The sequence below is a fragment of the Actinomadura soli genome (genome assembly GCF_005889715.1).
GTDB lineage: Bacteria > Actinomycetota > Actinomycetes > Streptosporangiales > Streptosporangiaceae > Spirillospora > Spirillospora soli.
On sequence record NZ_VCKW01000119.1, the window covers coordinates 1 to 25,804 of the forward strand.

Here is a 25,804-nt window from a genome sequence, read left to right on the forward strand (position 1 = left end):
GTTCAGCCTTCTGGAGTCCAGGTGGGTGGCCTGTATCACCACGAAGCCGTGGGCGGCCCAGTAGTCGGTCAGGGGTGCGTAGCCGTCCAGGTTGGAGCCGAAGCCGTGTGCGAACACGACGATGGGCAGGTCGCGTCCGGTGACCGGCGCGGACACGCGCACGTGCAGGTCCTCGCCGCGCTCGGGGGCGGGCAGCACGATCGGCTTGACTGAGACGATCGGGGCGGCGGCGAGGCCGTCGGTGATGGCGGTCGCCGCGGTAGCGGACGTGGTCATGGGTGTTTCCCCTCCTTGGGGTTCTGTGCGGTGGCCGGTCCGTGGCGGTTCACGGCCGGACTGAGATGGAGGCGATCAGCCTCATGCCGGGTACGCTAAAACCTGACATTGGTGTCAGAGGCAAAGGTGTGTGCCGCACATCACGTAAGGGGGTCGGATGCGCATCGGGGATCTCGCCGCTAGGACGGGGGTCAGCGTCCGGTCCCTGCGGTACTACGAGCAGCAGGGACTGCTCGCCGCCGAACGCAGCTCCAGCGGTCAGCGCCACTACCCCGACGGCGCGGTCGGCCGGGTCCGGCTGATCCAGCAGTTGTACGCCGCCGGGCTGTCCAGCAAGACCATCGCCGAGCTCATCCCGTGCGTCGTCGACGGTCGGGCCACGCCCGAACTGCTCGCCCGGCTGGCCGCCCAGCGCGACCACATCGACCGGCAGATCGCCGACCTCACCGACACCCGCAACCGGCTCGACTCCGTCATCACCGGCGCCGGCACCAACATGCTCACCGGCCGGTCCTGTCGCGCCAAGGACGCCCCGCACACCTCAGCGCAGGACGAAGAGGCTCACCGGTACCCCGGCGAGCAGACAGCGGCCGACCACACCGCCGTCCAGGCGCTGCGGTGAGTATCTCGTCGATGTGCTCCAGGGCCTCGTAGGAGGAGCGGGTCACCGGTTTGCAGGGATCAAGCCGCGTCGCCCGCGGGGCCATCTACTTGCGCGGCTTCGGCCACGCCGACTCCAGTGCCTGACGCACCGTCGGGGCGAGACACCGTGCTTGCGCATCCCAGCGCGGATCGACAGCCATCCCGTACATCACGGCGGGCAGCTGCGTACACTCGGTCTTGGGACTCCCGCATCATCCGAGCCCCTCACGGGGGGTGACATACGAGATACTCCCCCCCGCAAGCCCCTGGGCGTTACTGAGACTCGTCAACACGGCAACCTGACGACAGGGGCGTGGCCCGAGTTAGACGCGGACGAAACCACCGCCGCCTACAGTCGCGTCCAGCTCAGCCGCTCGGAACCGGCGTCGACGCAGCCGAGGTTGTCCGGGCGGCCATGCAGGGCCTCCACCCAACACGGGGCGCTCCAGGTCTCCGGGTTGCTCGGCACCAGCCACGGGCTGGAAGACGCTCTGCAGACCAGCGTCCGACACGCACCGGCCGCGACCGAACCTGCTGCCGCGCGCCTCCGGGCCGGGTTGCGAGCCGAGGAAGCGCTGTGCCGGCTGGCTGAGGACCTCAACGATCCGGTCGGTGACCTGGTCGCAGGTGCGCTGCTGCAAGCGTCGCAGGTGCCAGGCGGCGGCGTTCAGCGGCTACTCAACGATCTGGCGGCGTTGGTGGCAGCCGACGTGGCCGGGCGGCGCGAGGTCGAGGCCGCCCGGGTTCCGCACCACCATCCGCGGGCTCGCAGTGATCTTAGAGCTGTTTGGTACGGCATTGGCGCTGCGTCCCGACTGTTCGGCCCCCTACGGCACGCTGCTGGGCCAGGTCGTGCTCGCCGTCGTGCTGGGGATCTGCGGCGCCGTGTTGTGGATCATGTACCGGCTGGCCAACCAGCCACCCGTACAACGGTTCCTGACCAAGAGCGGTGGGTTCGCGCATTCCGAAGGGTCGGCCACCGGGAACTCAAGGGTGTTGAGGCCTGGTGAGCGAGTCCAGGCACTTGGGTTCAGGAACTGGAGCGCTCGCGGGCCGACGTGCCCGGGTCCAGAGTGAGGGGACCAAGGATGGCCGCGACCTCCTGGTGGCTGGGGTCATCGAGGTGCCGGTTGCCCTGCTGGCATTGCTCCAGCGGGGTTCGGTTCTGGTTGGGGTCGCGGAGGTTGGGGTCGGCGCCGTGGGCGAGCAGTCGCCGCACGCTGGCGGGGCGGCCATTGCCGGCCGCGACGTGCAGGGGCAGCCGTTGCCATTCGGCATCGGGTTCGTTGACCGGCGTTCCTGCGTCTATCAGCTGGTCGATGACGTCCAGTCGCTGGTGGTGGGCGGCGAACACCAGCGCCCGGATATGGCTTTGTGTGGGGAACCGGTGCAGTGGCCAGCCGGTGATGTCTCCCGCGGTGGCGGCCATCTCCAGGCTGTCGATCCTGGCGCCTGCGGCGACGAGGACGTCCACGACGGCGGTCATGCCGAACACGGCGGCGTGCCGCAGCGCGGTTCCGCTGGGCACGCCCCCGGAGTCGGGTGCGGAGATCGCCTCGATGTCGGCGCCGGCCTCGATGAGCATTTGGGCGACCTCGGCGTCACCGTAGCTGGCCGCAGTGATCAGCGGTGTTTCCTTGTCGCCGGGATGCCCGTCGACGGGTGCGCCCGCCTCGATCAGGGCCCTGGCGATCGTGCCGGTGCCCGGCAGGTCGGCTGGCAGGCCGAGCCGGTCGTGGTCGAAACGCAGCATGGCCATGTAGCCGAGCGGGTCAGCGCCGTTCAGGTGGTCGCACCAGTGCTGCATCTTCGTGGTGGCCAGGTCGGGGTGGGCGGCCAGGAGCCGGGCCAGGCGGGAGATGTCACGGCTGTTGAAGATCTCGCGGCGTTCTACTTCCAGCTTCAGCTTGGGCCAGCTGGCGAATCCGTATTCGCGGGCGATCGTGAGCTGGGCCGCGGACAGGGTGATGCGGTCGGCGACCGAACCGATCCGGGTGATGGCGTCCGGGTCGCCGCGCTGGGCGGCGTGGAGCAGGTCTTTGGCCTGGTGGCGCAGCTGGTCCAGGTTGGGCTGGGCGGGCAGGTCGGTCATGACGTTCTCCTCGTTGCCCCGTGGTCCGCGGCGAGGCCGGAAGAGATGGTCATCGGGTCGGCCTGTTGGTCTGGGGATGGAGGTGGACTCTGTCCTGCCCGCGGACCCGGCGGCGCCCTCCAGCGCCGGCCCCTCACCCTACCGCGATCGGTCGCCGGCGGCCGTGTGAGCGTGATTGGCTGGCTGGGCTCACGGCTGGTCAGCGGCAGGAGCGTCGGCCGCCGTGGCGAGCGTGGGTGGCCCAGGACGCTGGCATGGTGCTCGGCGGTGGTAATGGTCACGCCGCACAGGTCGCAGATGCGCCGCATGTCGCCGCCAGTGGCGAGAGCTTCGTCGACGATGCGGTCTTGGCGTGCGGCCATGGCGGTCATGCCGAGGCGGCCGTTGACCCAATGGCGGCTCACCGGGCCGGTGTCCGAGGCGCTCAGCCAGTGCAGGAAGAAGTGAGGGTTGCGGCCGCCGGGCCATCGGCAATGGCGGTCATCGAGGTAGGCGGCAAGCCGGGCTTGGCCGGCTCGGCCAGCAGGACGGTGCGGTCGGGCAGGCAGCAACGCGTCACGGATATCGGTGGGCTTGAGGTCGCGCGGTTCGACCGGCCGCAGACCGCGGAAGATCAGCAGGGCGGCCATGGCCGCGGGTTGCGGGGATCGGCGGAGTTCAAACGCCTCGCCCAGCCGGGCGGTATCGGCAGGCAGCGGGGTGCGGCGTTCGATGTTGCCGACGCGGATCCGTGCGGTGGGATCGGTAAAGATCATCTTGCGGGCTTTGAGCGTGGTGAGAATGGAGCGCGGGGCTCGGGCGAGCTTGACGCGCGGGTTGCCGCTGGTGGGCGGTACCTCGATGATCTGGGTGCGGGAGATTTCCCGCAGGGAGTGATGGCCGGTCTGTGCCCAGGTGGTCAGAGTCGGCAGGGCCCACCGCAGCCGCGTCTTGATGGTGACCGGTGCCCGTGGCCGGCATCGTGGTGGGGTGGTGCTGCCGTGATACAGCACCTCGAACCAGACACGCAGCTCGCTGCTCATGGGCTCGGGCAGGTCGTTGGTGCTGCGTTAGAACCAGACTTCCAGCGTGCTGGGGCGATCTTCGGTGAGCAGGTCGGCCTCGGCCAGGATCGTCAGGATCGGACGGCTCCGCAGATCGGGGTTGCCCGGGGCAAGGGCGTGCAGCCGAGCGATGTCACTGGCGCGGATCGGGACCGTGGTGATCTCACCCATGGCGAGCAGGACGCGCAGGGCGACCCGGGTCCGCCAGGTCTGTGCCAAGTGCCAGTTGTAACCCTCGGCGTGGTCGAAGACGACCTGGTCGAGCCGTTCAACCAGCAGCATGCTCGCCGGATCCCCGTGGCCGTGGCGGCGAGTGGCCTCAGCGAGGGTGTCGCGGGCCAGCAGGTCCAGCTGGCCGAGACGCGTGCTACCCGATAGAAGGGACCGTCGAGATGACGTTCAAAAAAGGTTGCCAAGGCGGCGCTCGCCGTCGTCCCCATCTGGGGCGCACTCGTCCTCGCCCCGGCGACGGCGGCGCAAGCACACGACACCTGCCAGACCCAGGGCACCGACATCGCCTGCGTGACCCGCGACCCCCACCAGATCAAGTGGTGCGACGGGGAACGCGACGGGCACGGCGTCTACGCCCAGTACCGCGTCGAGTTCTTCAAGATCACCACCGGTGGCGACCCGGACGGTAGCGGTCCCCACTGCGGCACCCGCCGCGCTGAATGGCCGATCTACGACTACCGGGTATGTGAAAGCAGCCCAAAGGCCACCACCTGCAGCCGATGGAAGCGGACCTGACCCAAAGGTCAGCCCATACCGCGCAACCACCCGACGCCACGCGGCCGGGGCGGGGTCCCTCGCCGACCGCTGGCGTCAGCCGTGTCATCAGCAGAGATCCATCCGCTGACCGACGTGTCGAAGGCCACAAGCCCAGCCGTTCAGCCAGTTCACTAGCGAGGGCTCGGCCACGGCCACGTGGGCGCCAGGCCGCGGCACTTCCGATCACCAGCAGCGCTCAGGGTAGAAAGCCACTGCGTCGCCCCGCCGCGAGTCGGCCAGCAAAGTCATGGAAGAGACCGCGATCATCCCGTCCACCGACACCGACACCGACACCAGCGCCGCGCCCCACGAGGTCTCCCCGTACTGGAGAACCAGCTCGTACATGTGCTTTTAGGACAGCACTGCCGCGACGCCGGCCAGCACGATGACCCTGATGGTGGTCGCCCATCGGATCGCTCGATCGCGCCAGCCTCCACCATGAGAAGCCTGGTCGAGCTTGTTCCCCTGTTCTGCGTGCCCTGCAGGAGGCTCACACTTGCGCGTTGGCGTGCCGGTCGAACCTGCCCGCGAGGCCGGTCTGCTTGACCAGGCGCCCCCAACGCCCGCACCGCCCAAAGCGCTCGGCGATCTCCCTTCCTGCAGGCAGGTCCCCAGTCCGCGTGCGATTGGCCACTGCCCACTGCCAAGCCTGGCGCTGCAGACGGGCCACCGGTCTACCGCTGTCCAGAGAGAGACCGCTCGCCTCACCCGCATCAGGCTGTCGGACTACATCAGCGGTTCCTATGAAGTCCTCTATGCCGTACTTCTGACCGCCATCAGCAGTCTTCGACAGGTTCTCTACGCTCGTAGATTCCTCGTAAGAAGCCAGGTCAACGCCGGTCAGGTCCGCATCAGGGGCCGGAGCTTCGTAGGAAGCCGCAGAGGGACCTGAGACCTGCTCAGAGGATCCGGGTGCGGGCGCCGAATGGTTACTTTGCGATGCCTGCCTGACCTGCCGCATCAGCAGTTCATACGCCCCGATCAACGCACAGCTGAGCTTCCCCCTGCAGCACGGACTGCTGACCTGAGGTCACCTGTGATCATCAGGAAGGATGTCCGTCATGCCCTCGCCACACCCGCCCGAGTTCCGACGCCGCGCCGTCGAGCTGGCGCGCCAAGGTGACAAGTCACTGGTCCAGCTCGCCAAGGACCTGGGAATCAGCCGGTCCTGTCTGCAGAACTGGGTGAACCAGGCCGACGCCGACGACGGCGAAAAGGGCGAGTCCGGCCGCCTGACGAGCGCCGAGAAGAAGGAACTGGCCGAACTGCGGCGCCGTAACCGGCAGCTGGAGACCGAGAACGAGATCCTCAAGCGGGCCGCTGCCTACTTCGCCAGGGAAAACGTCCTCCCAAAGTAATCTACTCGCTGGTCCGTGAACTCGCCGCCGACTCGATCCCGGTCGCGGTGGCCTGTCGAGTATTGAACGTCTCCACCTCGGGATACTACGACTGGTTGGGGCGGCCCGAATCACCGCGTGCGCTGCGCGACAAGGACCTGACGAAGATGATCCGCGAAATTCACGCCGAATCGCGCGGCAGTTACGGCTCGCCGCGGGTGCATGCCGAGTTGACGCTCGGGCTGGGTGAGCAGGTGAACCGCAAGCGGGTGGAACGGCTGATGCGCCAGGCCGGTCTGCAGGGCGTCTACTGGCGTCGAGGCCGCCGCAACCTGGTGAACGCCGCGACCGAGGAGGACCTGGTGCAGCGCCGCTTCGACGTCGCCGGCCCCGACCGGTTGTGGCTTACCGATATAACCGAGCACCCTACAACGGAAGGGAACTGTATTGCGCTGCTGTGATGGACGCCTATTCCAGGCGGATCATCGGCTGGTCCATCGATGCCCGGCAGGACACCGATCTAGTCATCAATGCACTCGCCATGGCCGTCACCCGGCGCACCCCGCCACCGCGCTCGACCATCCTGCATTCCGACCACGGAACGCAATACACGTCCTGGGCTTTCGGGAAACGTCTACGGGATGCCGGGATGCCGGGCTGCTCGGATCGATGGGCACGGTCGGTGACTGCTACGACAATTCTATGATGGAGTCGTTCTGGGGGACGATGCAACTGGAGTTGTACGACACTCGCGCGTGGAAAACCAGGGAAGAGTTGGCTGGCGCGGTCTTCGAATGGATCGAATGCTGGTACAATCCGCATAGGCGTCATTCCAGCATCGGAATGCACAGCCCCGTCACGTTCGAAGGGCTCAACCTGCCCTCAGACACCCGCGAGTGACCTCACCGTTGGCGTCCGTGCAACGGGGGGAAGCTCAGTCCAGGCAGACTGCCGCCGCTTTTATGGCAGGCGGCGTACTGGGCAGGTAGGTGAAGTCCGTGAGGTGCCCGGCTCCGGTGGACTTCAGGACACCCCTTGACAGCGGGGCGGGAAGGGTCCTAACTGGCAACAAACCTTTCAATTCCCCGCCGCTGAAGGGTCCGCTCCGATGAACTCCACCCGGCTCCCGCGCGCGCGATCGCGCTCCAAGCAGCTCCTGGTCATCCTCTCCTCGCTGGCGCTGTCAGTGGCCGGTGCGGGGCCGGCCGTGCGTGCGGGCGCTTCTCCGGCGCCCGCCGCCGTCCAGGTCGCGAGCATGCAGGACGTGGTCCCGGTGCCGGTCAGGACCGAGCCGGCCACAGGCGCCGACCACGCGATCACAAGCGGCACGGCGATCTATATCCAGCCGGGTTCGGCCGGGGTGGGCGACTATCTCGCCGCGCTTCTGCGCCGATCGACCGGCTACCCGCTGCCGGTCAAGACCGCGCCCTCTACGCCCACCGACGGCATATCGTTGCTGCTCACCGGCGCCGACCCGACCGTGGGCAACCAGGGCTACCAGCTGGACGTCACGGCGTCCGCGGTAGTGATCCGGGCGAATCAGCCCGCCGGGCTGTTCGCAGGTGTGCAGACGCTGCGGCAGCTTCTCCCGGCGGCGGTCGAGAGCACCAGCACGCAACCGGGTCCGTGGACGATCCCCGGCGGCCGCATCGTCGACCATCCACGGTTCGCCTATCGCGGCGCCCACCTCGATGTCGCCCGCCATTTCTTCACCGTCGACGAGGTCAAGCGGTACGTAGACGAGATCTCCCTGTACAAGGTCAACCATCTGCATCTGCATCTGACCGACGACCAGGGCTGGCGGATACAGATCAACAGCTGGCCCCGGCTGGCGACGTACGGCGGCGAGCTCGAAGTCGGCGGCACCCCGGGCGGGTACTACACCCAGGACCAGTACCGGGACATCGTCGCTTACGCGCAGAGCCGCCACATCACCGTCGTCCCCGAGATCGACATGCCCGGCCACACCAACGCGGCGCTGGCCTCGTACGCGGAGCTCAACTGCAACAACGTCGCGCCGCCGCGCCGCACCGACATCCAGGTCGGCTACAGCTCGCTGTGCATCGGCAAGGACGTCACCTACCGGTTCGTCGCCGACGTCATCCGCGAGGTCGCGGCGCTCACCCCCGGCCCCTACCTCCACATCGGCGGCGACGAGGCCAATTCCACGTCCCAGCAGGACTACGTCACGTTCCTCAACAAGGTGCTGCCGCTCGTTCAGCAGCAGGGAAAGACCGCGATGGGCTGGCACGACATCGTCGACGCCACCCCGCCCACCTCGGCCGTACCGCAGTATTGGCAGACGGGGACATCGCACGCGGGGGTCCAGGCGGCGGCACGTCGCGGCAACAAGATCCTCATGTCCCCCGCAAACAAGGCCTACCTCGACATGAAGTACAACTCCAGCACGCGTCTCGGGCTGAGCTGGGCGGGCTTCATCGAGGTGCAGACCGCCTACGAGTGGAATCCCGGAGCGTACCTGTCCGGCGTGGGCGAGTCGCAGGTGTTCGGCGTCGAGGCGCCGCTGTGGTCGGAGACCCTGCTGAACATCGACGACATAGAGTTCATGGCCTTCCCCCGGCTGCCGGCCATCGCCGAGCTCGGCTGGTCGCCGCAGTCCACCCACAACTGGAGCGCCTTCCGGCAGCGGCTGGCCGCGCAGGGACCGCGGTGGCAGGTCATGGGTGTCGACTTCTATCGATCGAGCCAGGTGCCGTGGGACACCGGCAACCCGGGGGCGTGCTCCGCACCCGCGTGGGAGCCCACCGCGGCCTACGTCGGTGGTCAGCAGGTGTCGTACAACGACCACACCTGGACCGCCCGATGGTGGACCCGGGGCGACACGCCCGGCAACAACACCCAGAACGTCTGGACCGACAACGGGCCATGCTGACGGCCAGAGAACCGGCCGACCCGTCTGGGCGAAGGTGACCCCGACCGGAGCCGGCATTCGTCCTCGCCGTCAGATCACCGATCAGCTTGATGTGGGGTGTCTTCCGCTCTAAGGCTGCTGGCAGTGCAGGGCACGGTCTTTGCGCCGGGCCCGGCCGCGGCTTGACCGGTGGTCTTGGGCAGGGCGGTCGCGTTGTTCGGCGTCGGTGGCCGACCGGCTCGTGACAGGGCACGTCCTGGCCGGTGGTGTTTACCGTTCGCCGCGGAGATTCGACCGTTCGTCGCACGTGGCGGGCGCGCTCAACGCATGCACGGGACCACTCGACGCCGTCCCGGATCTTCCTCTTTCGATCGTTCTGCGCTCAACGGACTCTCTTGTCCAGAGGACTACATACATCCTCATAAGCGGATATTTCTCGGCTCTCCCGCCCACACGCCTCGCACCCCCATCCCACCCCCATCCCGAGGTAGGTTCCATGAGAAAGTCCAGAGCGAGACCCAGAACGACCGTGCTGGCCGTGGGCGTCCTGGTGGCCGCGACCCTTCCGGCGTTGTCGCAGTCCCACGCGGCCGGGCTCGCGAGTCCGGACGCCGCGGCGCCGGTGAACTACGTGCCCGACGAGCCGCTTCCCACCGAGCCGGTGCCCCCACAGCAGCGGCTGGACGGTCTCGGCATCAGCGGCTACCCCGACCGGCTCAGCGTCGAGCCCGGGGAGTCGGTCAAGATCATGGCGAGCACGAAGGCGAAGACGTTCACGTCCACCATCGTCAGGGTCACCCACGGCGACGCCGACCCCAAGGGCCCCGGCGTCAAGGAGCAGGTGATCGACACCCCGGTCAACGGCACCTACCCCGGCGCGGACCAGCGGCTCCCGCTGGGCTCGTACGTCACCGTGCCCGACCGCGGGCAGCTCAGGCCGAAGGACGGATTCACCATCGCGACGTGGATCGCCCCGTCCACGATCCCGGGATCGCCCTACAACAGGACCGCGCTGAAGCGCACGCCGGTCGGCACACCTCGGGCGCAGGGGCTGGTCACCAAGTGGTCGGAGGCCGACAAGCGCGGCTACGGCCTGTTCATCGACGAGACCGGCGCGGCCGCACTGCGGGTCGGCGCGGAGACCGTCTCGACGGGCGTCAAGCTCAAGCCCTGGGCGCCCGCGATGGGCGGCCCGGAGATGTACTTCTCCAAGAACCCCCGGCCGCAGCACGTCAACAACTCCGGCTGGTACTTCGTCGCGGCGTCCTTCGACGCGAGATCGGGCCAGGTCACCGTGACGCAACGGCCGGTCTCGACGCACCCGGACGACTCCGGGGCGACCGTGACCAAGCAGATCGGCGGCCGGGACCTCCGGCACTCCGCCGACCCGCTGCTCATGGCCGCGTACTGGAACCGCTCGGGCGACGACCACCCGGCCGGCCTCTACAACGGCAAGATCGAGTCGCCCGCCCTCTACGACCGGGCGTTGGGCAAGCGTGAGCTGGACGCCATCGCCAAGGGCGCGCACGCGCCACGTCCATCCGCGGCGTGGGACTTCTCCAAGCACATGTCCGGCGACCGGGTGGCCGGCAGCGGCTCGCAGGGCCTGGACGGCCGTGCGGTGAACCTTCCCGTCCGGGCACTGACCGGCCACGCCTGGGACCGCAAGACGATGAACTACAACCAGGACCCGAAGCAGTGGGGGGCGATGTACTTCCACGAGGACGACCTGGGCGACGCCGTGTGGAAGCCCTCGTTCACCTGGAAGGTGCCGCAGAATGCCCGCAGCGGCGTCTACGCCGCCCGGCTGGAGGCCGACGGCAAGGTCTACCACGCCACGTTCGTGGTCCGGCCGAAGAAGCGGACGTCGAAGATAGCGATGCTGGTGCCCACGCTGACCTACCTGGCCTACGGCCAGACCGGCGGCACCATGAGCCAGTACTCCGACCACGCCGATGGCAGCGGATACGTCTACTCCACCCACCGGCGGCCGATCGAGAACCTGCGCTCGCTCACGACCGGCCCGAAGGGCGAGGGGCGCCCCTGGGCGTTCGAGGCGGACACCCACATCTACGACTGGCTGGAGACGAAGAAGTACGAGGTCGACTACATCACCGACCACGATCTGGACCGCGAGGGCAGGAAGATCCTCGACGGCTACCAGACGGTGATCACCGGCACCCACCCCGAGTACATCTCCACCACCGAGTTCGAGTCGATCAAGGGCTGGCTCAACGACGGCGGACGGCTGATGTACCTGGGCGGCAACGGGTTCTACTGGGTGACCGCCCTCGACAACACCAGGAACTACTCCGAGCTGCGCCGCCATGACGGCACCGAGGCGTGGCAGGCCGCCCCCGGCGAGTACTACCACAGCACCGACCGCGAGTACGGCGGGCTGTGGCGCTTCCGCGGCACACCGCCGCAGGAGCTGGTCGGCGTCGGCTTCTCCGCCCAGGGGTTCGGCAATCCGACGGGCTCGGCCCAGTACAACAAACCGTTCGACCGCTCCGAGGCGAGCTACTCGGAAGCCGGAGCCTGGGTGTTCGAAGGCGTGTCCAAGAAGAAGGGCATCGGCGACGACATGCCGAGCCTGCAGAGCCCGGGCGGGCCGATGGGCGAGGAGGTCGACCGCGTCGACTACGCGCTCGGAACCCCGGCCAACGCGATCGTGCTCGGCACCTCCCAGCGGTTCGGTGAGCAGTACATGCACGTCGTCGAGGAGATCAACACCTCGTCGCTGTTCGAGGGCGGCGACACCAACCCGATGGTGCGCGGCGACGTGACGCTGATCCACTACCCGAAGGGCGGGGCCGTGTTCTCGGCCGCGTCGATGGTGTGGAGCGGCCAGTTCTTCCACAACGGCTACAACAACGACATGACGCGGATCACCGAGAACGTCCTGAACAAGTTCACCTCCGGCGCCCCGCTTCCCGGCACGGGCTAGGCCGCGGTGACGCGAGGCCCGGGGCGGCGGCACTCGCCCCGCTCCGGGCCTCGCGATCCGCCGGCCGGCTCCACCGACCCTGCCCGCCCGGCCGGCGGAACGGAATCCAGGTCCCGAAGAAAGGCCGGCCCGTGTACATAACCGTTCGTGGGATGGCGTCCTCCGACACGCGTGAACCGTCCAAGACCCGGCGTTCGATCGTCGGACGGGTCCCCGGCACCGTCGTGGTGCTCGGATTCGTCAGCCTGCTCACCGACATCTCCACCGAGATGGTCACCGCGGTGCTGCCGTTGTTCATCACCGTGGGGCTCGGCCTCTCCCCGATGGCGTTCGGCGTGCTCGACAGCGTCTACCAGGCCGGCACGGTGGCCGCCCGGGTCGGCGGCGGCTACGTCGCCGACCGGTTCACGCGGCCCAAGGCGGTGGCCGTGGCCGGCTACGGGCTGGGCGTGATCGCCAAGGCGCTGCTGCTTCCCGCCGCGGGCGTCGCCGCGCTGTCGGCCGCGACCGGCCTCGACCGGATCGGCAAGGGCCTGCGCACCGGCCCGCGCGACGCGCTGATCGCCGGTTCGGGGCCGCCGGCGACGCTCGGCCGCTCGTTCGGCGTCCACCGCGCGCTGGACACCCTGGGAGCGCTGCTCGGCCCGGTGGCGGCGTTCGGCCTGATGGCCGCGGCGCCAGGGGACTTCGACGCGGTGTTCGTGGTCTCCATGTGCGTCGCGGGCCTCGGCGTGCTGCTCCTGATCGGCAAGGTCGAGGAGAGCCGTCCGTCCGCCGCGGCCGACGCGCCACGGATCACCTTGGCCGGGGTGGCCCGGCTCGTCGCCGGACGGGCGCGGGTGCGTCGCATCCTGCTGACCGCGGCGGCGCTGTCCGCGCTGACGATCAGCGACGCGTTCCTCTACCTGGTGCTGCTGGAGGGCGACGCGATCTCCACCCATGTCTTCCCGCTGATGTTCCTGGCCACGGGGGTCGTCTACCTGGCCGCCGCGGTGCCGTTCGGCCGTCTGGCCGACCGTTTCGGCAGGTCGCGCGTCTTCATCGCCGGCCATGTGATGATCCTGCTCGCCTACGCCGTGGCGGGCTCCGGGGCGGGCCCCGTGGCCGCCGCCGCGACGCTCGCCCTGCTCGGGCTCTACTACGCCGCGACCGACGGCGTTCTCCCCGCCGCCACGGCGGCGATCGTCCCCGCGGGCTACCGGGCGACCGTCATCTCCGCGGTGCAGACCTGCGTGGCGCTCGGCCGCAGCCTGGCCGCCCTCTCCTTCGGCGCGCTGTGGGCGCTGACGGGACCGTCCACGGCGCTGTGGGCGTTCGCCGCCGCCCTCGCCGCGGTCCTGGCCGCCGTCTCCCTGATCGGAGGACTTCGATGAACCGTTCCCGCGTGATCCTCACACTGGCCGTCCTGCTCGTGGGGGTGGCCGCCGGCACGGTGCTGACGGCGGCGCTCGGACGGGACGGCGCGTCGGTCGCGGGCGAGGCGGGCCCCGGGTTGTTCCGCGACGAGCACATCGTGTTCAGGTCTCTCAGGCCGGGCGCCGACCAGGGCCGGATCGCCTACGCGCCACCGGACGCCGTGGAGAACCCCGTGCTCGCCGGGCCACGGTGCCTGCGGGTGGCGGCCGGGGCGAAACGGGCACTGTGCCTGCGCGACGGAGGCGTGCCCGGCCGACCGTACGAACTGGTACGGCTCGACGACCGGTTGCGGGAGGCGGGCGACGAACCGCTGGCCGGAGTGCCCAGCCGGGCGCGGGTCGCCCCCGGCGGGCGGCACTTCGCGACCACGGTGTTCGTCAACGGGCACGGCTACATCTCACTCGGGTTCTCCACGGAGACCGTGATCTACGACGGCGAGACCGGCCGCCCGCTGGCGAACCTGGAGCGCTTCACCTTCCTCGTCAACGGGTCGAAGGACACCAGCGCCGACCGCAACGTCTGGGGCGTCACCTTCGCCGCCGACTCGAACACCTTCTTCGCCACCGTCGCCGTGTCCGGCCACACCTACCTCGTCAGAGGCGACCTGGCCCGCCGCACCCTGACCGCGCTGCGGGAGAACGCGGAGTGCCCGTCGCTGTCCCCCGACCAGACCAGGGTCGTCTTCAAGAAGCGGGTGAACGAAACCTCACAGGACGCCTGGCGCTTCCACGTCTTCGACCTGCGCACCGGGCGGGAGTGGCCGCTCGGCGAGACACGCAGCGTGGACGACCAGGTGGCATGGCTCGACGGGAAGCGGGTGATGTACGCGGTGCCGAAGACGGCCGGGGGGCGCACCACGGCCGACATCTGGACCGCCCCGGTCGACGGCGGAAAGCCGCGGCTGCTGATCCCCGACGCCGACTCGCCCACCCTGGTCGGCGGCGACCTCTAGACGTGCGGAACCCCGCCGCGCTCGCGGGGCCCGCCGCCTCGACCTGCCACGATCGAGTCCTGCAGCCGCTACGGAACAGACCTCAGGGACAGGCAGAACTCGCGAGCAGGTCCACGTGCACGCGATCTTCACGCTCTTGGCCTCTGGCACGAGCTGGAACCACAGCCGAGGTGACCCAGCCCTCGGGCTTCTCCTCGGCGAGCGTGGGCGCGACGGCGGTCAGCAGCAGCTCTCGATCGTCCGGCAGGTCGGTCTCCGCGAAGTGGCGCAGGTAGATAAGGAACGGCACGACCCGATGCCACGGGCCCTCCTCGCCGTGCCGGCGCGCGACGTTGTTGGCCAGCCACGTCAGGAACGTCGTCTTGCCGGCGCCCGCGCCGCCGAGCAGCAGCACCCGCCGTGCGCCGGCGATGGCGTTGGCGGAGTCCGTGCCCGCACCGGTCAGCTCCGGCATGGGCGTCGCCACCTGCCGGCGTGTGATCGGCGGGACGACGTAGTACTTGTCGAAGGAATAGTCCTTCGAACCACGCCCCCTGGCCACCCTGAACAACTCGAAACCCGCGTTGTCCTCACGAACGAAATCGACAAAGCGTTCCTCGAAATCGCGATCCGGAATGACGTCGTCGTCCGATTTCCGGTCCGGGTAGGGGTCATCCGGGCGGCTGATCCACGCATCGGATCGGGTCTCCTTGTTCTCCACGAAAACGCGGCGATACGACTTCGGCCGCGCGGCGTCGTGATGCTGGACCACCTCGTCGTAGAACCAGGTCGACACGGCGAGTGCCACCACGCCGGACGACTTGTCCAGAGCCCCTCGCAGCGGCGCCGAGTTGACCAGCCGGAAGGCCAGGTTGATGGCGGTTCCGGTGTAACCGTGGCTGTCTCCGGCGACCTCACCGGCGTGCAACGCGACCCGCAACTGGAGCCGCTCGGACTCCGGCAGCGCGGCATTGTGCTCACCGAGGGCGCGCGCCAACTCCTCCGGCAGCGGCGCCGCGAGCGGAAGCTTGGCGAGGTGACCGGGAATCAGAACCAGCACCCCGTCCCCACGGTCCTCGTGAATACAGTTCACCCACGCGACTCCCGAGCGCTCGAACGCGGTTTCCAGTGCGCCATAAACACCCTCACCTGGCGTTGAGCTGCGCAGGTCGGGTTGTGAACCGGCTGAATTCCTTGATGTCGACGACAAGAATTGTGTAATGGCGGTCGGCTGGTCTGGCCATGGTGAACGTTCCGGGCGACGTCATAATGTCGCTCCCAGACCGGCGGGCCTGATCGCCGGGGCGGTGATGGAGGCGAACGCCTCATACGGCACGGTCGCCGGGCGAGGCGTCCGGAAGTCCGGGAGCTCTCGCACGTCGGAGTTGGAGATGAAGGGGTTGGCCTCGTACGCGGCGGCCTCGTCGGGGAGCGCTGCCAGGGCGCGTCCGTCGTCGGGCAGCCAGGCACGGTCTTCTCCCCCGGTGCGCGCAGAGCACGCCGCGGACCAGCGTCCACCGGTGCGGACGCCGTCGGCATACGCCTCGAAGCTGAAGGTCACCCACTGCGTCGGCGGCGTGGGCGCCGGTGTGGGCTGGTCGGGGTAAGGGGTCATCTCGGATCTCCGCTGACGGTCGCAGTGGTGGGGGCGGCACGGACTCCGGCTCGGTCCAGGACGCGGTGCACCGTCGCTCGCCCGACGGAGACCTCCATCAGGTCGCCGCAGATCACCTTGTCCGTGGCTTCTGCCGTCTTCCTTGTTATCGTCCGCGAAGCGGTCTGTAAAAGGGGGCAGGTAAAGTGGAACAGTCCAATTTGATTCCGTCGAGAGTTGTGGGTGCATTCTGTCGAATCGAGTGGCGATACCCTGCCATTGCCCAGCCAGCCGATGTGCGCTCGAGCCTGTTGCGTTGTTTATAGGTGGCCCATCGAACGCAGCAGCCGGACTCCGCCGCGCACTCCGCGGCGGGCGTGCGCGGCACGTCAGTCGTTCCACTGTGCAGCGGGCGACCTGCACGCTCTGGCGGCGTAGCTGCTGGTGCACGTGGTAGGTGCCGTAGCTGGTTGATGGGCGTCGGTGACCTGCTCGATCAACGCCGCATCACGCCGGGCGCGAGGTGAGGGTGGCGGCGTTTGGAGCCGTAGTAGGTGCCCGGGCACAGGTCCAGGACCTCGGCGAAAAGCGCAAAGGCCGCTCTGAGGATCTCGTCGTCGCTCGCGAACTCGGACGCGTCTACCGGGTGTGATCGCGGCAGGCTGCACACCGTCCACCGCGCTGCCTCCTGGCTGGACATGGCCCGGCAATCCCCAGGCTTCGGCAATGGCAGGGCGGTCCGGCACCTACTTGAGATCATGGAGACGCGGCTCGCACACCGCTTCGCGAACGATCCGACCACCGACGTGAACACCTTCGAAGCCTCGGACATCCCATAACACTCGACTGCCAGCGGAGTATGGTCCCGGTCATGCCCCTGGATGAGTTCGTGCCGATCGGCTTCGATCCGCCGACCTTTCTCGCCACCGACCGGTTCCATCTCGAACCGCTGGGGCCACAGCACAATCAGGCCGACCACGCCGCCTGGATGTCGAGCATCGAGCACATACGCTCCACTCCCGGCTTTCTCGACGGCAACTGGCCACCGCGTAGCGGCATGACGCTCGAGCAAAACCTCGCCGACCTTCGCCGCCACGCCGACGACTTCACACAGGGGGCCGGTTTCACCTTCACCGTCCTCGACCCAGCCGACAACGATGTCATCGGGTGCGTCTACCTGTATCCCTCAGCCTCCGAGAAGTGGGATGCCACGGTGAAGTCCTGGGTACGGGCCGACAGATCGGCCCTCGACGTACCACTCGCGAACGCCGTCGCACGCTGGATCATCACCGACTGGCCCTGGGAGCGTGTGGACCGCTGCGGACGCTGAGTCGTGACGGCATGCTCATGCGCTCTTAATCCGCAGGCTCGCACGACTCGACACGGTAGAGGGCACTGGTTCAATCCCACTGTCGCACAACGGTGTCGATTTTTCCGTCGAGCCGCATGATCAGGGCCGACCGGCCGTTGACCTGGGTCGGCTCGAACGAGGTCCCGGCGCGGAGCCTCTTGAGGCCGACGTTCAGCAGGCGGCCCACCTTGCCGACCCCCACGATCGGGCGTTGCACCGTGTGGCGGATGCCGCCGCCGTCGCTTAGGGCCACGACATCCTGGGCGAGGATGTCGAGCAGGTCTCTTGTCGACGGCTTCGGCGCTCTCGCCGTGTCCGAGGTCGAAGACCTCGCGCAGCACGAACACCGCGCGCTCGGTCGGCGCCAACGTTTCCAGCACCAGCATCATCGCCGTCGAGACGCTGTCGGCCAGTACGGCGTCGGCGGCCACGTCGGGTGCGGTGCGCCGCGGCTCGGGCAACCATGGGCCAAGGTAGGACTCCTTGCGGCGACCGAGTGTCCGCAGCCGGCCGAGCGCCTGCCGGGTGGCGATCTGGACCAGGTAGGCCCGCTGGTCCCGCACCATGTCGAGATCGACGCGCGCCCACCGCAGCCAGGTCTCCTGGACGACGTCTTCGGCGTCGGTGGCGCACGTCACATGGCCGCGCTGTCACAAGGGCCCCGTCACCGGCATCTCGTGATCGTCAGGACGCCGCGCGAACGGTCCGTGCGGCACGCGACTCAACGAGTGAGGACGAAGTCATGGCAACCACGAAGGCGCAGGGCCCATCGGTCGCCCCGAGCCGCTGGTCCGCGCTGCTGTTCATCGGGCTGGGCCAGCTCATGATCATTCTGGACGCCACCGTGGTGAACATCGCGCTGCCGTCGATGCAGCGGGATCTGGGGATCTCCGACGGCGACCGGCAGTGGGTCATCACCGCCTACACGCTGGCGTTCGGCAGCCTGCTGTTGCTCGGCGGCCGGATCGCCGACTACACCGGCCGCAAGCGGACCTTCCTGGTCGCGCTGATCGGATTCGCCGGCGCGTCGGCGCTCGGCGGCGCGGCGGGCGACTTCGAGATGCTGCTGGCCGCCCGTGCCCTGCAGGGCGGGTTCGGCGCGCTCCTCGGCCCGTCCGCGCTGTCGCTGCTGACCGTGACGTTCACCGAGCCGAAGGACCGCGCGAAGGCGTTCGGCGTCTGGGGCGCCATCGCCGGTGCGGGCGGGGCGATCGGGCTGCTCGCCGGCGGGGCGCTGACCGACTACCTGGACTGGCGCTGGTGCCTGTACGTCAACATCCCGATCACCGCGGTCGCGGCGATCGGCGGGTACGCGGTGCTGGCCGAGTCGCGGCGTGAGGGCAGGGCCCGGTTCGACGTCCCCGGCGTGCTGCTGGTCACCGGCGGTCTGGTCGCGGTCGTGTACGCCACCAGCCGCGCCGAGTCCGACGGCTGGGGCTCGGCGACGGTCGTCGGCCTGTTCGCCGCCGGCGCGGTGCTGCTCGCCGCGTTCGCCTTCGTCGAGAGCCGGGTGGCGCATCCGCTGCTGCCGCCGCGCGTGATCGCCAGCCGCACCCGCGGCGGCGCCTACCTCGCGGTCGGCCTGACCGTCGTCGGCATGTTCGGCGCGTTCCTGTTCCTCACCTACTACATGCAGGTCGTCAAGGGATATTCGCCGATCAGGACGGGCGTGGCCTTCCTCCCGATGGCCACGGCGGTCCTGATATCGGCCGGGGGGCTCACCACCCGGCTGCTGCCCAAGGTCCAGCCGCGGGTGCTGATCGTTCCCGGCATGCTCATCGGCTCGGTCGCCATGCTGTGGATGCTCACCCTGGAACCCGGCACGTCCTATGCCCGCGGCCTGCTGGTCGTGCAACTCCTGTTCGGCCTCGGCGCCGGCATGATCATGCCGGTGGCCATCAACTACGCCACCCACGGCGTCGACCAGGGCGACTCGGGCGTGGCCTCGGCAAGCGTCAACACCGCGCAGCAGATCGGCGGCTCGATCGGCACCGCGCTGCTCAACACCATCGCCACCAACGCGACCGTGGACTACCTGGCCTCGCACGGCAGGAGCCCGGCCATCGCCAAACAGGCGGTGGTGGAAGGCTTCTCGACGGCCAGCATCTGGGCCGCGGGGATCCTCGTGGCCGGTGCGCTGATCGTCGCCGTCCTGATGAACACCCCGAACCCCGGGCGACAGGCCGCCGCCGAGAACACGGGAAGCGACACGGACACCGATGGCGCCGAGCAGCAGGACGCCTCCAGCGTCGAGGTGGTTACGGTGAACCGTACTCGTGCTCCCACAGCACATCGGCGATGACGCCGTTGACGGCGGGAAGGGTAAGTCCAGCACTCGCCACGATGTCTTGGCGGTGCAGGAAGTCACGAAAGCTGGTGTGGTAAACGCTGTACATCACGCTGCCGGGTACTTCTTGAGGTCGGAAGAACTCCCGCCAGTCACTCAGCACTTCCTGGACCATGAAGGCATCCACGCCGGAATCGACTCGCCGGAGAATCTCGGCGATGACGCGGCTCGAAACGGGGCGGGCCAGTTCGCAGAGCAGGTAGATCACCCAGATTCGCGCTTTGGGCAGGGGACGGTCCGTCATCCCCATGATCGACCAGTGGCTCTCATAGTAACTCTCCAGCCCTTGGGGCAGTTCCTCCAGATCGAGGGTGTCGTGGGCGCCCTTGCTCAGTTCGGGCAGCACGTATCTGAGATACATGAAATTGCCTTCGCTTTTGCCCGCCAATACCTCGACGAACCGGGAATTCGAGATCTCCCGGTGTTCGAGCCATCGCCGCAGTGGGTCCTGCCCGGCCTTGTGACGGAGGAATTCTCGGATGTCGGCCATGGTGTCGTCGAGGTGACGGCGCAGGTCATACGTCTGTATGGGCGCGTCGACCCTGAGGGGCATGGTCTTGCGGCGACGGCTGAGCAGGAAATAGACGCCTCGCGGCGGGGAAGGAGGAAGGTAGAGAACGTTGGCCCCGGCCGGTTCGGTGGTCAGGTCGACCTCGTCGAGCGCGTCAACCACGATGATCAGCGGTTCCGCCGATGCCAGCGCGCTACGGGCGCCGGCCAGGAGCCGGTTCAGGGTCTGGCCCTGCTCTCCGGATCCACCCGACTTCGGTGTCCGGGCGATTCCATAACGGGTCAGGAGTTGCGAGCCGAGACCGGCCAGGAAGTGAGTGGAGCTGTTGATGCCCTGGTCTCGGATATTGAAATGTGCCACGCTGCCCGTCCGCCGGACGAACTCGGCCAGGATGGCCGTCTTTCCCGACCCGGGATCGCCCTCGACCATGAAGAACCCGCGGTCGCTGGTGTTGAGGAATTCCGTGATGGCCGTGAAGACCTCGGCGCGCCCCACGAACTCCGCCGTCTTGTCGGCGATGAGATCGCGTTGGTTGCCGTCGACGAGCGGTTCGTTGCCTTCCGGGTCGGCGGCCTGCCTGAGGCTTTCCTTGATGTAGGTCAGGAGCTCGACCTGCCGCGCGACGTCCTGCTGCCGGAGCTGTTCTGGAAGCCCGCCCCGGTCCGCGGCGACGGATCGGACGGCCGATTCCAGCGCCGCCTCCACCGCCGAGACGATCTGGTCCAGTCTCAGGTGAAGCCCGGCCAGGAGCTCCGCACCGGTCATCGCCTCGCGCGGGTCGCGTCCGAAGGAGCCCACGACCAGCGGTTCCAGTTGCCAGGTCAGGGCCTCGTTCAGGCTACTCGGGGTCCCCAGGGCGTCGTCGTACCAGCGGGGGCTGCGTCCCCCCAGGTGGGAACGGACCCCTTCCATGAGCATGTCGCGATGCGCCGACTCCGGCAGGGCCAGGTGAACAGTCCGCAGTGCCCGGTCGAGGATGAGTTGCCGGTCGCCGCCGGTGAACGCACTGACGATCTGCGCGTGCGCCGTGCCCAGCAGCGACTCGATGGCCCAGCCGATGAAGATCTCCGTGACCATTTGCCTACATCCCTTGCTGAGTCAGGGCCATCGCCAGTCAACGCAGACGTCCTGGACCATCGCCGCGATCTCGGCAACGCCGTCGTCGGTGCCCATGGCCCTGAACAGCACGGCGTCCTCGGCCAGTGAGCGGAGCAGCCGTCCCCGGCCGCGCTCGGCGAGCCCGCGCAGGCGCCGGGAGATGACGAGGTTCAGGGCGCCGGCATTCTCCGCGGCTTGTGTCCGCAGGTCGATCCCGAGCCGCGCCAGGATCAGCGCGCCCCGGTAGGCCGCCTCGGGCGGGAGCCCGGAGACTGTCCTGATCAAAGTGGTGGCCGATTCGTCGCCCCGACGGCCGGTCGCCGCGACCGCGGTGACAAGCCGTAGGGTGTCGGCCTCATCCAGATGAAGAGTGTGGCTTAGCGCCCACTCGCGCCAGTGCGGCCTGCTCTCCTCGTCGGCGTATCCAATCAGGAGGCAGAGGGAGGCGCCCGCTGAAAGGGGGTCCTGGAACAGTTCCGCCGTGTCCCTGGCGAACTGCGCCCACTCGGCCTCGCCGCCCTCGAATTCTTCTTGGCCGGCGAACATCACCCAGAACCGGGCCAGCGGTGAGTTCATCCGGCGCAAACGGGATCTGAGCCGCCGTTTCACGGCGTCATCGACCAGCGGCATGAGCATCACGATCGGCCCGGCCAGGTCCAGGTCGGGAAGCCGGTCAAGGTGATCGACCAGGCGCTGGACGGCCGGTGGGCTGAGCTGAGGTAAGAGGTCCTCGAGGAAGAAGGCACACTCGCTATGGAAGACGCCGAGCGTCTCGGTCAGGCGGTCGCCCCAGTCACTCTGCCTCGCCATCTGAACGACGGCATTGTGCCGGGCGTCACTGAAGCGCATGGCCTTGGACGCCTCGGACTCGGCCAGGTCGTCCATGAACAGTCGGAACATGCGGCGGCTCGCGGCGCTCTCGTCGACCGGGTCGGTCGCGGCCGTCAACGGGATGATCTCTACCAGCTCATCGAGCCACCCTTGATGGAGGACCGGGAGCAGGGCGGCGAGCCCTTCAAGCCGTTCGGTGATGCTCAAGGGTGCATGCAAGAGCTGTGTCAGGGTGTGTTCGACGATTGCCCGATGCGTGTCAGGCTCCAGGACGTCTGCCGCCTGCCGCAGGAGTTCCGCACGCGCCGTCGGTGGCGCCGCCGTCAGGACCTGTGTCAGGTGGCGCTCCAGATTGGCCGCGAAGATCGGGCGCAGGATGATCTCCCGCAGGTATTCCCGTTTGCGCTCGTCGCCGGGAGCACGCAGGTGGGCCGTCATCGCCTCCTTGTCCTCGATTCCCACCAGGCGGAGGTACTCGTCGACGTCCTCGGCATTCAAACTCCGCAACTCGTCAGAGTCGAGCAGGAACCCCTCGCGGCGTTCGGGGAAGCGTTGCGCGACGAACCTGCGCGCCGGCTCCGCGCGACGACTCAACTCCTCCCGCAGGTAAGGAATGAGATCGGCGATGAGATCGAGGCGGCCAGGGTCATCGAAAAGGAATTCCAGCGACGCGACGAGCCCCGACGCCAGAGGCAGCGCCCGGTGTTCTGGGGCCAGCTGTGGAAGCAGTCGGGACGGCAGCCAGGATCGCGGCCCGGCGTTGGAGAAGTCGCAGGCGAGCCGCGTGGCCTCGGCCATCCTTCGCTCGTCCAGCCGCTCCGCCAAGAGGGCGATCAGCTCGGCGAGCTGAACCTCGCGCATCGCCTGGAATTCGTCGATCGACTGGACGACGTACGTGCCTTCAAGCGAATAGGGGAGCTTGACCGTGCCTTCGATCGCGCAATAGGACCGGTAGGTGAACACCGCGTGATCGAAGAGATCACCGGACAGTGCGGTGTCAGAATGTTCCGCGAGCGATCGGAAAATCTGTTCACGGGGCTCCCAGGGCATCTCGCATGCCGCTTCGAAGGCGCGCCGGGCCAGCGGGCCGCGTAGCCGGGGGGCGAGTGCGAGCACTACCGCCGCGAACGGATATTCGTACTGCCATGACCATCCCCACATCTGGGCATCGCCGACGTCCAAGCGTTTCGGGAGGGACGCGGCGGCCTGCCAGGCCGCCGGCAGCCAGTCGTCGCTGAGGCGGGCGGCGGCGGCCACAAGGGCGAGTGCCCGCCAGCTGTACATGTTCCGGTCGTTGACGGGCGGGAGATCCATGATCTCCATCGCCAGTTCCGCGGGCAGCGGGCCGTCCACGTTCTCCGCCAGGCCCCCCGCGGCGTCAAGACGCTGATTGGCGTCCATTCTGCGAAGGTTCGCCATTGTCTCGGCCCACCGGATGCCAGCCGCTCTCTCGATCTTCCGTAGCGTCGCCTCGGCCAGATCCGGACCGCCGTCGATGAGCGCCGAGGCTTCGGCGGTCCACCGCTCGATCAGCTCTCGGCGGCCGTCCTCTCGCGGCAGCAGCTGGATCAGTTCGCCGAACAGCCAGCCGAGCTCCCGGGCGTCTGGAGCCGCCTCGATGATCTCGATGGCTTCGCTCACCTGCGTGCGCGACAGCCTGAAGGCGACGAGTTCGATCCCGAGCCGGCGGACCGTGCCATCGGGAATCCTGCAGATTTCCAGGAACACCTGGTCCATCTGCTCGGTATTCAGATAGGGCAGCAGTACGGCGAGCGCGGACAGGCGAGGAATTGATCGGACGTTCGCGGGGAATCCCTGTTCGAACGTGTGCCAGTAGGAATGGCGCTGTGCTTCGGCCGGTAGGGCCAGTGCGAGATCGAGCGCGGGCTGGAAGTCCGCATCCATCACCTGGTCCTCGGGGACACCGTCCCAGGCGCTGGCCAGACCGCCCTGCTTGTAGGAATGTTCAAGGGCACATTTAAGGAGGTGGCCCTTGACCTTCCGCACGACCACCGTGATGGCGGGCTGGTCGTCGTACATTCCGACGATCTCTTCGCCATGCTCCTGGATCAGATCCGCCAGCACGATCTGGCCGGCCAGCTCATCCGGCTGATAGAGCGCCGACACCAGGGTCGAAATCGATGCATCGTCGAGCTTTTGAACGGTGGCCACCGACGCGATGACGGCGGCACCCCCCGCACGCTGAGCGAATTGCAGGAACTGCTGGCGGCCATCCGATTCGCCCGGCGTCGGAGGGACGGCATCGCGGGAAGGTGTGTCTGCCCCGTGAGGCAGGCGCTTACGGATCATTCGGTCCTGGACCTTCGCCAGGGATTCAACGACCCGTGAGGGCTCCGGATCCTCTTCGTTCGGGATGGTGGGTTCGGAGGGATGGGCCGTCGAGCGGCGAAAGATATTGCGGATCGAGGCCAGGTATCCACCGTCCTCCGGCTCTCCCTCACCTCGGGGGCCCACATCTTGGGCCGCGGCCATCAGGGCGTCCACACGTGCAAGGAGCTGCATTGAGCCTGATTGGTCGGCGATGATGGGCCTGAGCCTGAGGAGTGCGTCGCAAAGTTCGGGCAGCCGGTAGGCCGGATCTACCAGCGAACGAAGAACGTCATTGCCCAGCTGGGCGATGGGCGGAGTGGCCGCCTCCTCGGTCGGCGCGGTCGACCGGTCCTCACGGAGCATGTTCTCCAGCGCATCGACGAGCGTCGTGGCCAGCCGCTCGACAAGCCGCCGTCGCCGCAGCTCAGGAACCAGCTCCAAGAGCGGAACCGTCTCGCTGGCGATCAGGTTCTCGTACCCGAGGAGCTTCGCCGCCTGCGCGGGCTGCAGGCGCACCGAATCGATCCGCGCCGTGTCCTCGATCCGTGCCGCGATTTCGGTCCGGTCTTCGGCACCGAGCAGATGGACACCTCCGAGCAAGGTCCTGCTCGGTTGCTCATCTCGGGGCAGCGCCGCCAGCTCGACCAGCATCGCCGCAACCGTCCGTCGAGTGCCCTGCTCCAGTTGACCACCCGCAAGTAGCCGGTAGCAGCCCTCGGCCCGCCGACCGGGTGAGGTGAGCCGGCCGATCGTGGACAGCGCCCGCGACACGGTCCAGCACCCTGTGTCGACGGCGGCCGAAACCAGCGCGGGCGGAAGGTCGTCAGTCGTGACCAGCGTGCTCCGCACCAGCGCGAACCGGACTAAGACGTCCAACGGAGCGGCGACTCTCTCCGGGGCTTCAACGAGAGCCGTATCGACGGCCTCCCACGCGATCGCAAGGTCTCTCTCGTATCCGTCCCAGACGCGGACCGTCGGATCAACCCGGCGCAGCAGGCGCCGGTCGTCCTCGAACAGGCGCACGAGCTGGCTCACCCGTCCAGCGGCACTGAGATGTGACGGCAGCGCGTCACGCGCCAGGCTCGCGATCTCGGCGGCGAGTTCGGAGTCCGCAAAGGTCATGATGGTCCCCTTCCAACAGCGTAGAAGGCGACGCACGGACAGAGGCGGGAATCGACCGGCATCGGCCGTCAAGTGACGAGGGCTCGGAGAGTGGTTCGGGAATGTGGGAAGGGCCCGGCCGGGCGGTGATACCGGCCGCCTGTTGAAGTGGTCAGGGGCCTTGGAGGATCTCCAGCATTCGGGTGGTCGTGGTGGCCCAGGGGTACTGCTCGGCACGGGTTCGGGCGGCGGATCGGCGGAGCGGACGCGGGGCGCGGAGAAGCTCTTCGGTCGCGTCGGCGAAGCGCTCCGGGGT

The 25,804-nt window shown here is 68.2% G+C and carries 24 protein-coding genes and 1 pseudogene; 13 read left to right on the plus strand and 12 right to left on the minus strand.

Annotated features, from left to right (window positions below; translation table 11 throughout):
- Nucleotides 1-276 (minus strand): alpha/beta hydrolase (locus ETD83_RS22515; RefSeq protein ID WP_456236755.1); only part of this gene is annotated, 276 nt, incomplete at its 3' end.
- Nucleotides 277-433: 157 nt separating this feature from the next.
- On the opposite strand from ETD83_RS22515, the gene ETD83_RS22520 reads away from it, so the two are divergent.
- Nucleotides 434-898, plus strand: a complete 465-nt coding sequence (locus tag ETD83_RS22520) for a MerR family transcriptional regulator (protein ID WP_138647132.1) — start codon at nt 434-436, stop codon at nt 896-898.
- A 1,050-nt stretch (nt 899-1,948) separates the two neighbouring features.
- Here ETD83_RS22520 and ETD83_RS22525 read toward each other — a convergent pair.
- The 3 genes from ETD83_RS22525 to ETD83_RS22535 are packed head-to-tail and all read right to left on the minus strand — an operon-like array spanning nt 1,949 to nt 4,335.
- Nucleotides 1,949-3,010: an ankyrin repeat domain-containing protein gene (locus ETD83_RS22525; protein WP_138647133.1), complete on the minus strand. Its 1,062-nt coding sequence runs from the start codon at nt 3,008-3,010 to the stop codon at nt 1,949-1,951.
- A complete protein-coding gene (locus tag ETD83_RS22530; RefSeq protein ID WP_138647134.1) occupies nt 3,007-4,032 on the minus strand; it encodes a hypothetical protein in 1,026 nt (341 codons plus the stop codon). The genes ETD83_RS22525 and ETD83_RS22530 overlap by 4 nt, the downstream gene beginning before the upstream one ends.
- Nucleotides 4,033-4,059: 27 nt before the next feature.
- Nucleotides 4,060-4,335: a hypothetical protein gene (locus ETD83_RS22535; RefSeq protein ID WP_138647135.1), complete on the minus strand. Its 276-nt coding sequence runs from the start codon at nt 4,333-4,335 to the stop codon at nt 4,060-4,062.
- Between the two features lie 240 nt (nt 4,336-4,575).
- On the opposite strand from ETD83_RS22535, the gene ETD83_RS22540 reads away from it, so the two are divergent.
- Nucleotides 4,576-4,800 carry a hypothetical protein gene (locus ETD83_RS22540; RefSeq protein ID WP_138647136.1) on the plus strand — a complete coding sequence of 75 codons (225 nt, stop codon included), beginning with the start codon at nt 4,576-4,578 and terminating at the stop codon, nt 4,798-4,800.
- Between the two features lie 204 nt (nt 4,801-5,004).
- Here the strand turns inward: ETD83_RS22540 and ETD83_RS42710 are convergent, their stop codons facing one another.
- On the minus strand, nt 5,005-5,166 hold the full coding sequence (locus tag ETD83_RS42710) for a hypothetical protein (RefSeq protein ID WP_171064377.1): 162 nt from the start codon (nt 5,164-5,166) through the stop codon (nt 5,005-5,007).
- A gap of 716 nt (nt 5,167-5,882) precedes the next feature.
- On the opposite strand from ETD83_RS42710, the gene ETD83_RS22545 reads away from it, so the two are divergent.
- From ETD83_RS22545 to ETD83_RS22580, 8 genes are all read left to right on the plus strand, one after another.
- Nucleotides 5,883-6,179 (plus strand): transposase, encoded by a 297-nt coding sequence (locus tag ETD83_RS22545; protein WP_171064378.1) that lies wholly within the window; start codon nt 5,883-5,885, stop codon nt 6,177-6,179.
- 62 nt (nt 6,180-6,241) lie between these two features.
- A complete protein-coding gene (locus ETD83_RS22550; protein WP_138647138.1) occupies nt 6,242-6,619 on the plus strand; it encodes an IS3 family transposase in 378 nt (125 codons plus the stop codon).
- Nucleotides 6,619-6,864 (plus strand): DDE-type integrase/transposase/recombinase, encoded by a 246-nt coding sequence (locus tag ETD83_RS46045; protein ID WP_138647139.1) that lies wholly within the window; start codon nt 6,619-6,621, stop codon nt 6,862-6,864. Before ETD83_RS22550 ends, ETD83_RS46045 begins: the two co-directional genes overlap by 1 nt.
- On the plus strand, nt 6,828-7,058 hold the full coding sequence (locus ETD83_RS22560) for an integrase core domain-containing protein (RefSeq protein ID WP_138647140.1): 231 nt from the start codon (nt 6,828-6,830) through the stop codon (nt 7,056-7,058). The genes ETD83_RS46045 and ETD83_RS22560 overlap by 37 nt, the downstream gene beginning before the upstream one ends.
- A gap of 208 nt (nt 7,059-7,266) precedes the next feature.
- Nucleotides 7,267-9,051 carry a family 20 glycosylhydrolase gene (locus ETD83_RS22565; protein ID WP_138647141.1) on the plus strand — a complete coding sequence of 595 codons (1,785 nt, stop codon included), beginning with the start codon at nt 7,267-7,269 and terminating at the stop codon, nt 9,049-9,051.
- A gap of 475 nt (nt 9,052-9,526) precedes the next feature.
- Nucleotides 9,527-11,977, plus strand: a complete 2,451-nt coding sequence (locus tag ETD83_RS22570; RefSeq protein WP_138647142.1) for a N,N-dimethylformamidase beta subunit family domain-containing protein — start codon at nt 9,527-9,529, stop codon at nt 11,975-11,977.
- A 152-nt stretch (nt 11,978-12,129) separates the two neighbouring features.
- Entirely contained in the window at nt 12,130-13,350 is a 1,221-nt protein-coding gene (locus ETD83_RS22575; protein ID WP_138647143.1) for an MFS transporter, read from the plus strand.
- The gene (locus tag ETD83_RS22580) at nt 13,347-14,345 is read left to right on the plus strand and encodes a TolB family protein (protein WP_138647144.1); all 999 of its coding nucleotides are present in this window, start codon (nt 13,347-13,349) and stop codon (nt 14,343-14,345) included. Before ETD83_RS22575 ends, ETD83_RS22580 begins: the two co-directional genes overlap by 4 nt.
- 82 nt (nt 14,346-14,427) lie before the next feature.
- Here the strand turns inward: ETD83_RS22580 and ETD83_RS22585 are convergent, their stop codons facing one another.
- From ETD83_RS22585 to ETD83_RS22595, 3 genes are all read right to left on the minus strand, one after another.
- Nucleotides 14,428-15,384, minus strand: a complete 957-nt coding sequence (locus ETD83_RS22585) for an NACHT domain-containing protein (RefSeq protein ID WP_138647145.1) — start codon at nt 15,382-15,384, stop codon at nt 14,428-14,430.
- A gap of 204 nt (nt 15,385-15,588) precedes the next feature.
- On the minus strand, nt 15,589-15,939 hold the full coding sequence (locus ETD83_RS22590) for a hypothetical protein (RefSeq protein ID WP_138647146.1): 351 nt from the start codon (nt 15,937-15,939) through the stop codon (nt 15,589-15,591).
- A 475-nt stretch (nt 15,940-16,414) separates the two neighbouring features.
- Nucleotides 16,415-16,618 (minus strand): hypothetical protein, encoded by a 204-nt coding sequence (locus ETD83_RS22595; protein ID WP_138647147.1) that lies wholly within the window; start codon nt 16,616-16,618, stop codon nt 16,415-16,417.
- Between ETD83_RS22595 and ETD83_RS46050 the strand changes: the two genes are divergently transcribed.
- On the plus strand, nt 16,617-16,757 hold the full coding sequence (locus ETD83_RS46050) for a hypothetical protein (RefSeq protein WP_171064380.1): 141 nt from the start codon (nt 16,617-16,619) through the stop codon (nt 16,755-16,757). The two genes, ETD83_RS22595 and ETD83_RS46050, sit on opposite strands and share 2 nt — an antisense overlap.
- Before the next feature lie 32 nt (nt 16,758-16,789).
- Nucleotides 16,790-17,248 (plus strand): GNAT family N-acetyltransferase, encoded by a 459-nt coding sequence (locus tag ETD83_RS22600; protein WP_138647148.1) that lies wholly within the window; start codon nt 16,790-16,792, stop codon nt 17,246-17,248.
- A gap of 70 nt (nt 17,249-17,318) precedes the next feature.
- Here ETD83_RS22600 and ETD83_RS44710 read toward each other — a convergent pair whose 3' ends face one another.
- Together ETD83_RS44710 and ETD83_RS44715 are read right to left on the minus strand one after the other, a co-directional pair.
- Nucleotides 17,319-17,522: a hypothetical protein gene (locus ETD83_RS44710; protein WP_230421098.1), complete on the minus strand. Its 204-nt coding sequence runs from the start codon at nt 17,520-17,522 to the stop codon at nt 17,319-17,321.
- 295 nt (nt 17,523-17,817) lie between these two features.
- Nucleotides 17,818-17,907, minus strand: a pseudogene (locus tag ETD83_RS44715) (RNA polymerase subunit sigma-24); the annotation flags it as partial.
- A gap of 104 nt (nt 17,908-18,011) precedes the next feature.
- Here ETD83_RS44715 and ETD83_RS22610 point away from each other — a divergent pair.
- The gene (locus tag ETD83_RS22610; RefSeq protein WP_138647149.1) at nt 18,012-19,571 is read left to right on the plus strand and encodes an MFS transporter; all 1,560 of its coding nucleotides are present in this window, start codon (nt 18,012-18,014) and stop codon (nt 19,569-19,571) included.
- Here ETD83_RS22610 and ETD83_RS22615 read toward each other — a convergent pair.
- Together ETD83_RS22615 and ETD83_RS22620 are read right to left on the minus strand one after the other, a co-directional pair.
- The gene (locus tag ETD83_RS22615; protein WP_138647150.1) at nt 19,528-21,204 is read right to left on the minus strand and encodes an AAA family ATPase; all 1,677 of its coding nucleotides are present in this window, start codon (nt 21,202-21,204) and stop codon (nt 19,528-19,530) included. The genes ETD83_RS22610 and ETD83_RS22615 overlap by 44 nt on opposite strands.
- A 21-nt stretch (nt 21,205-21,225) precedes the next feature.
- Nucleotides 21,226-25,509, minus strand: coding sequence for a hypothetical protein (locus ETD83_RS22620; RefSeq protein ID WP_138647151.1), 4,284 nt, complete (start codon nt 25,507-25,509; stop codon nt 21,226-21,228).
- Nucleotides 25,510-25,804 lie beyond the last annotated feature (295 nt).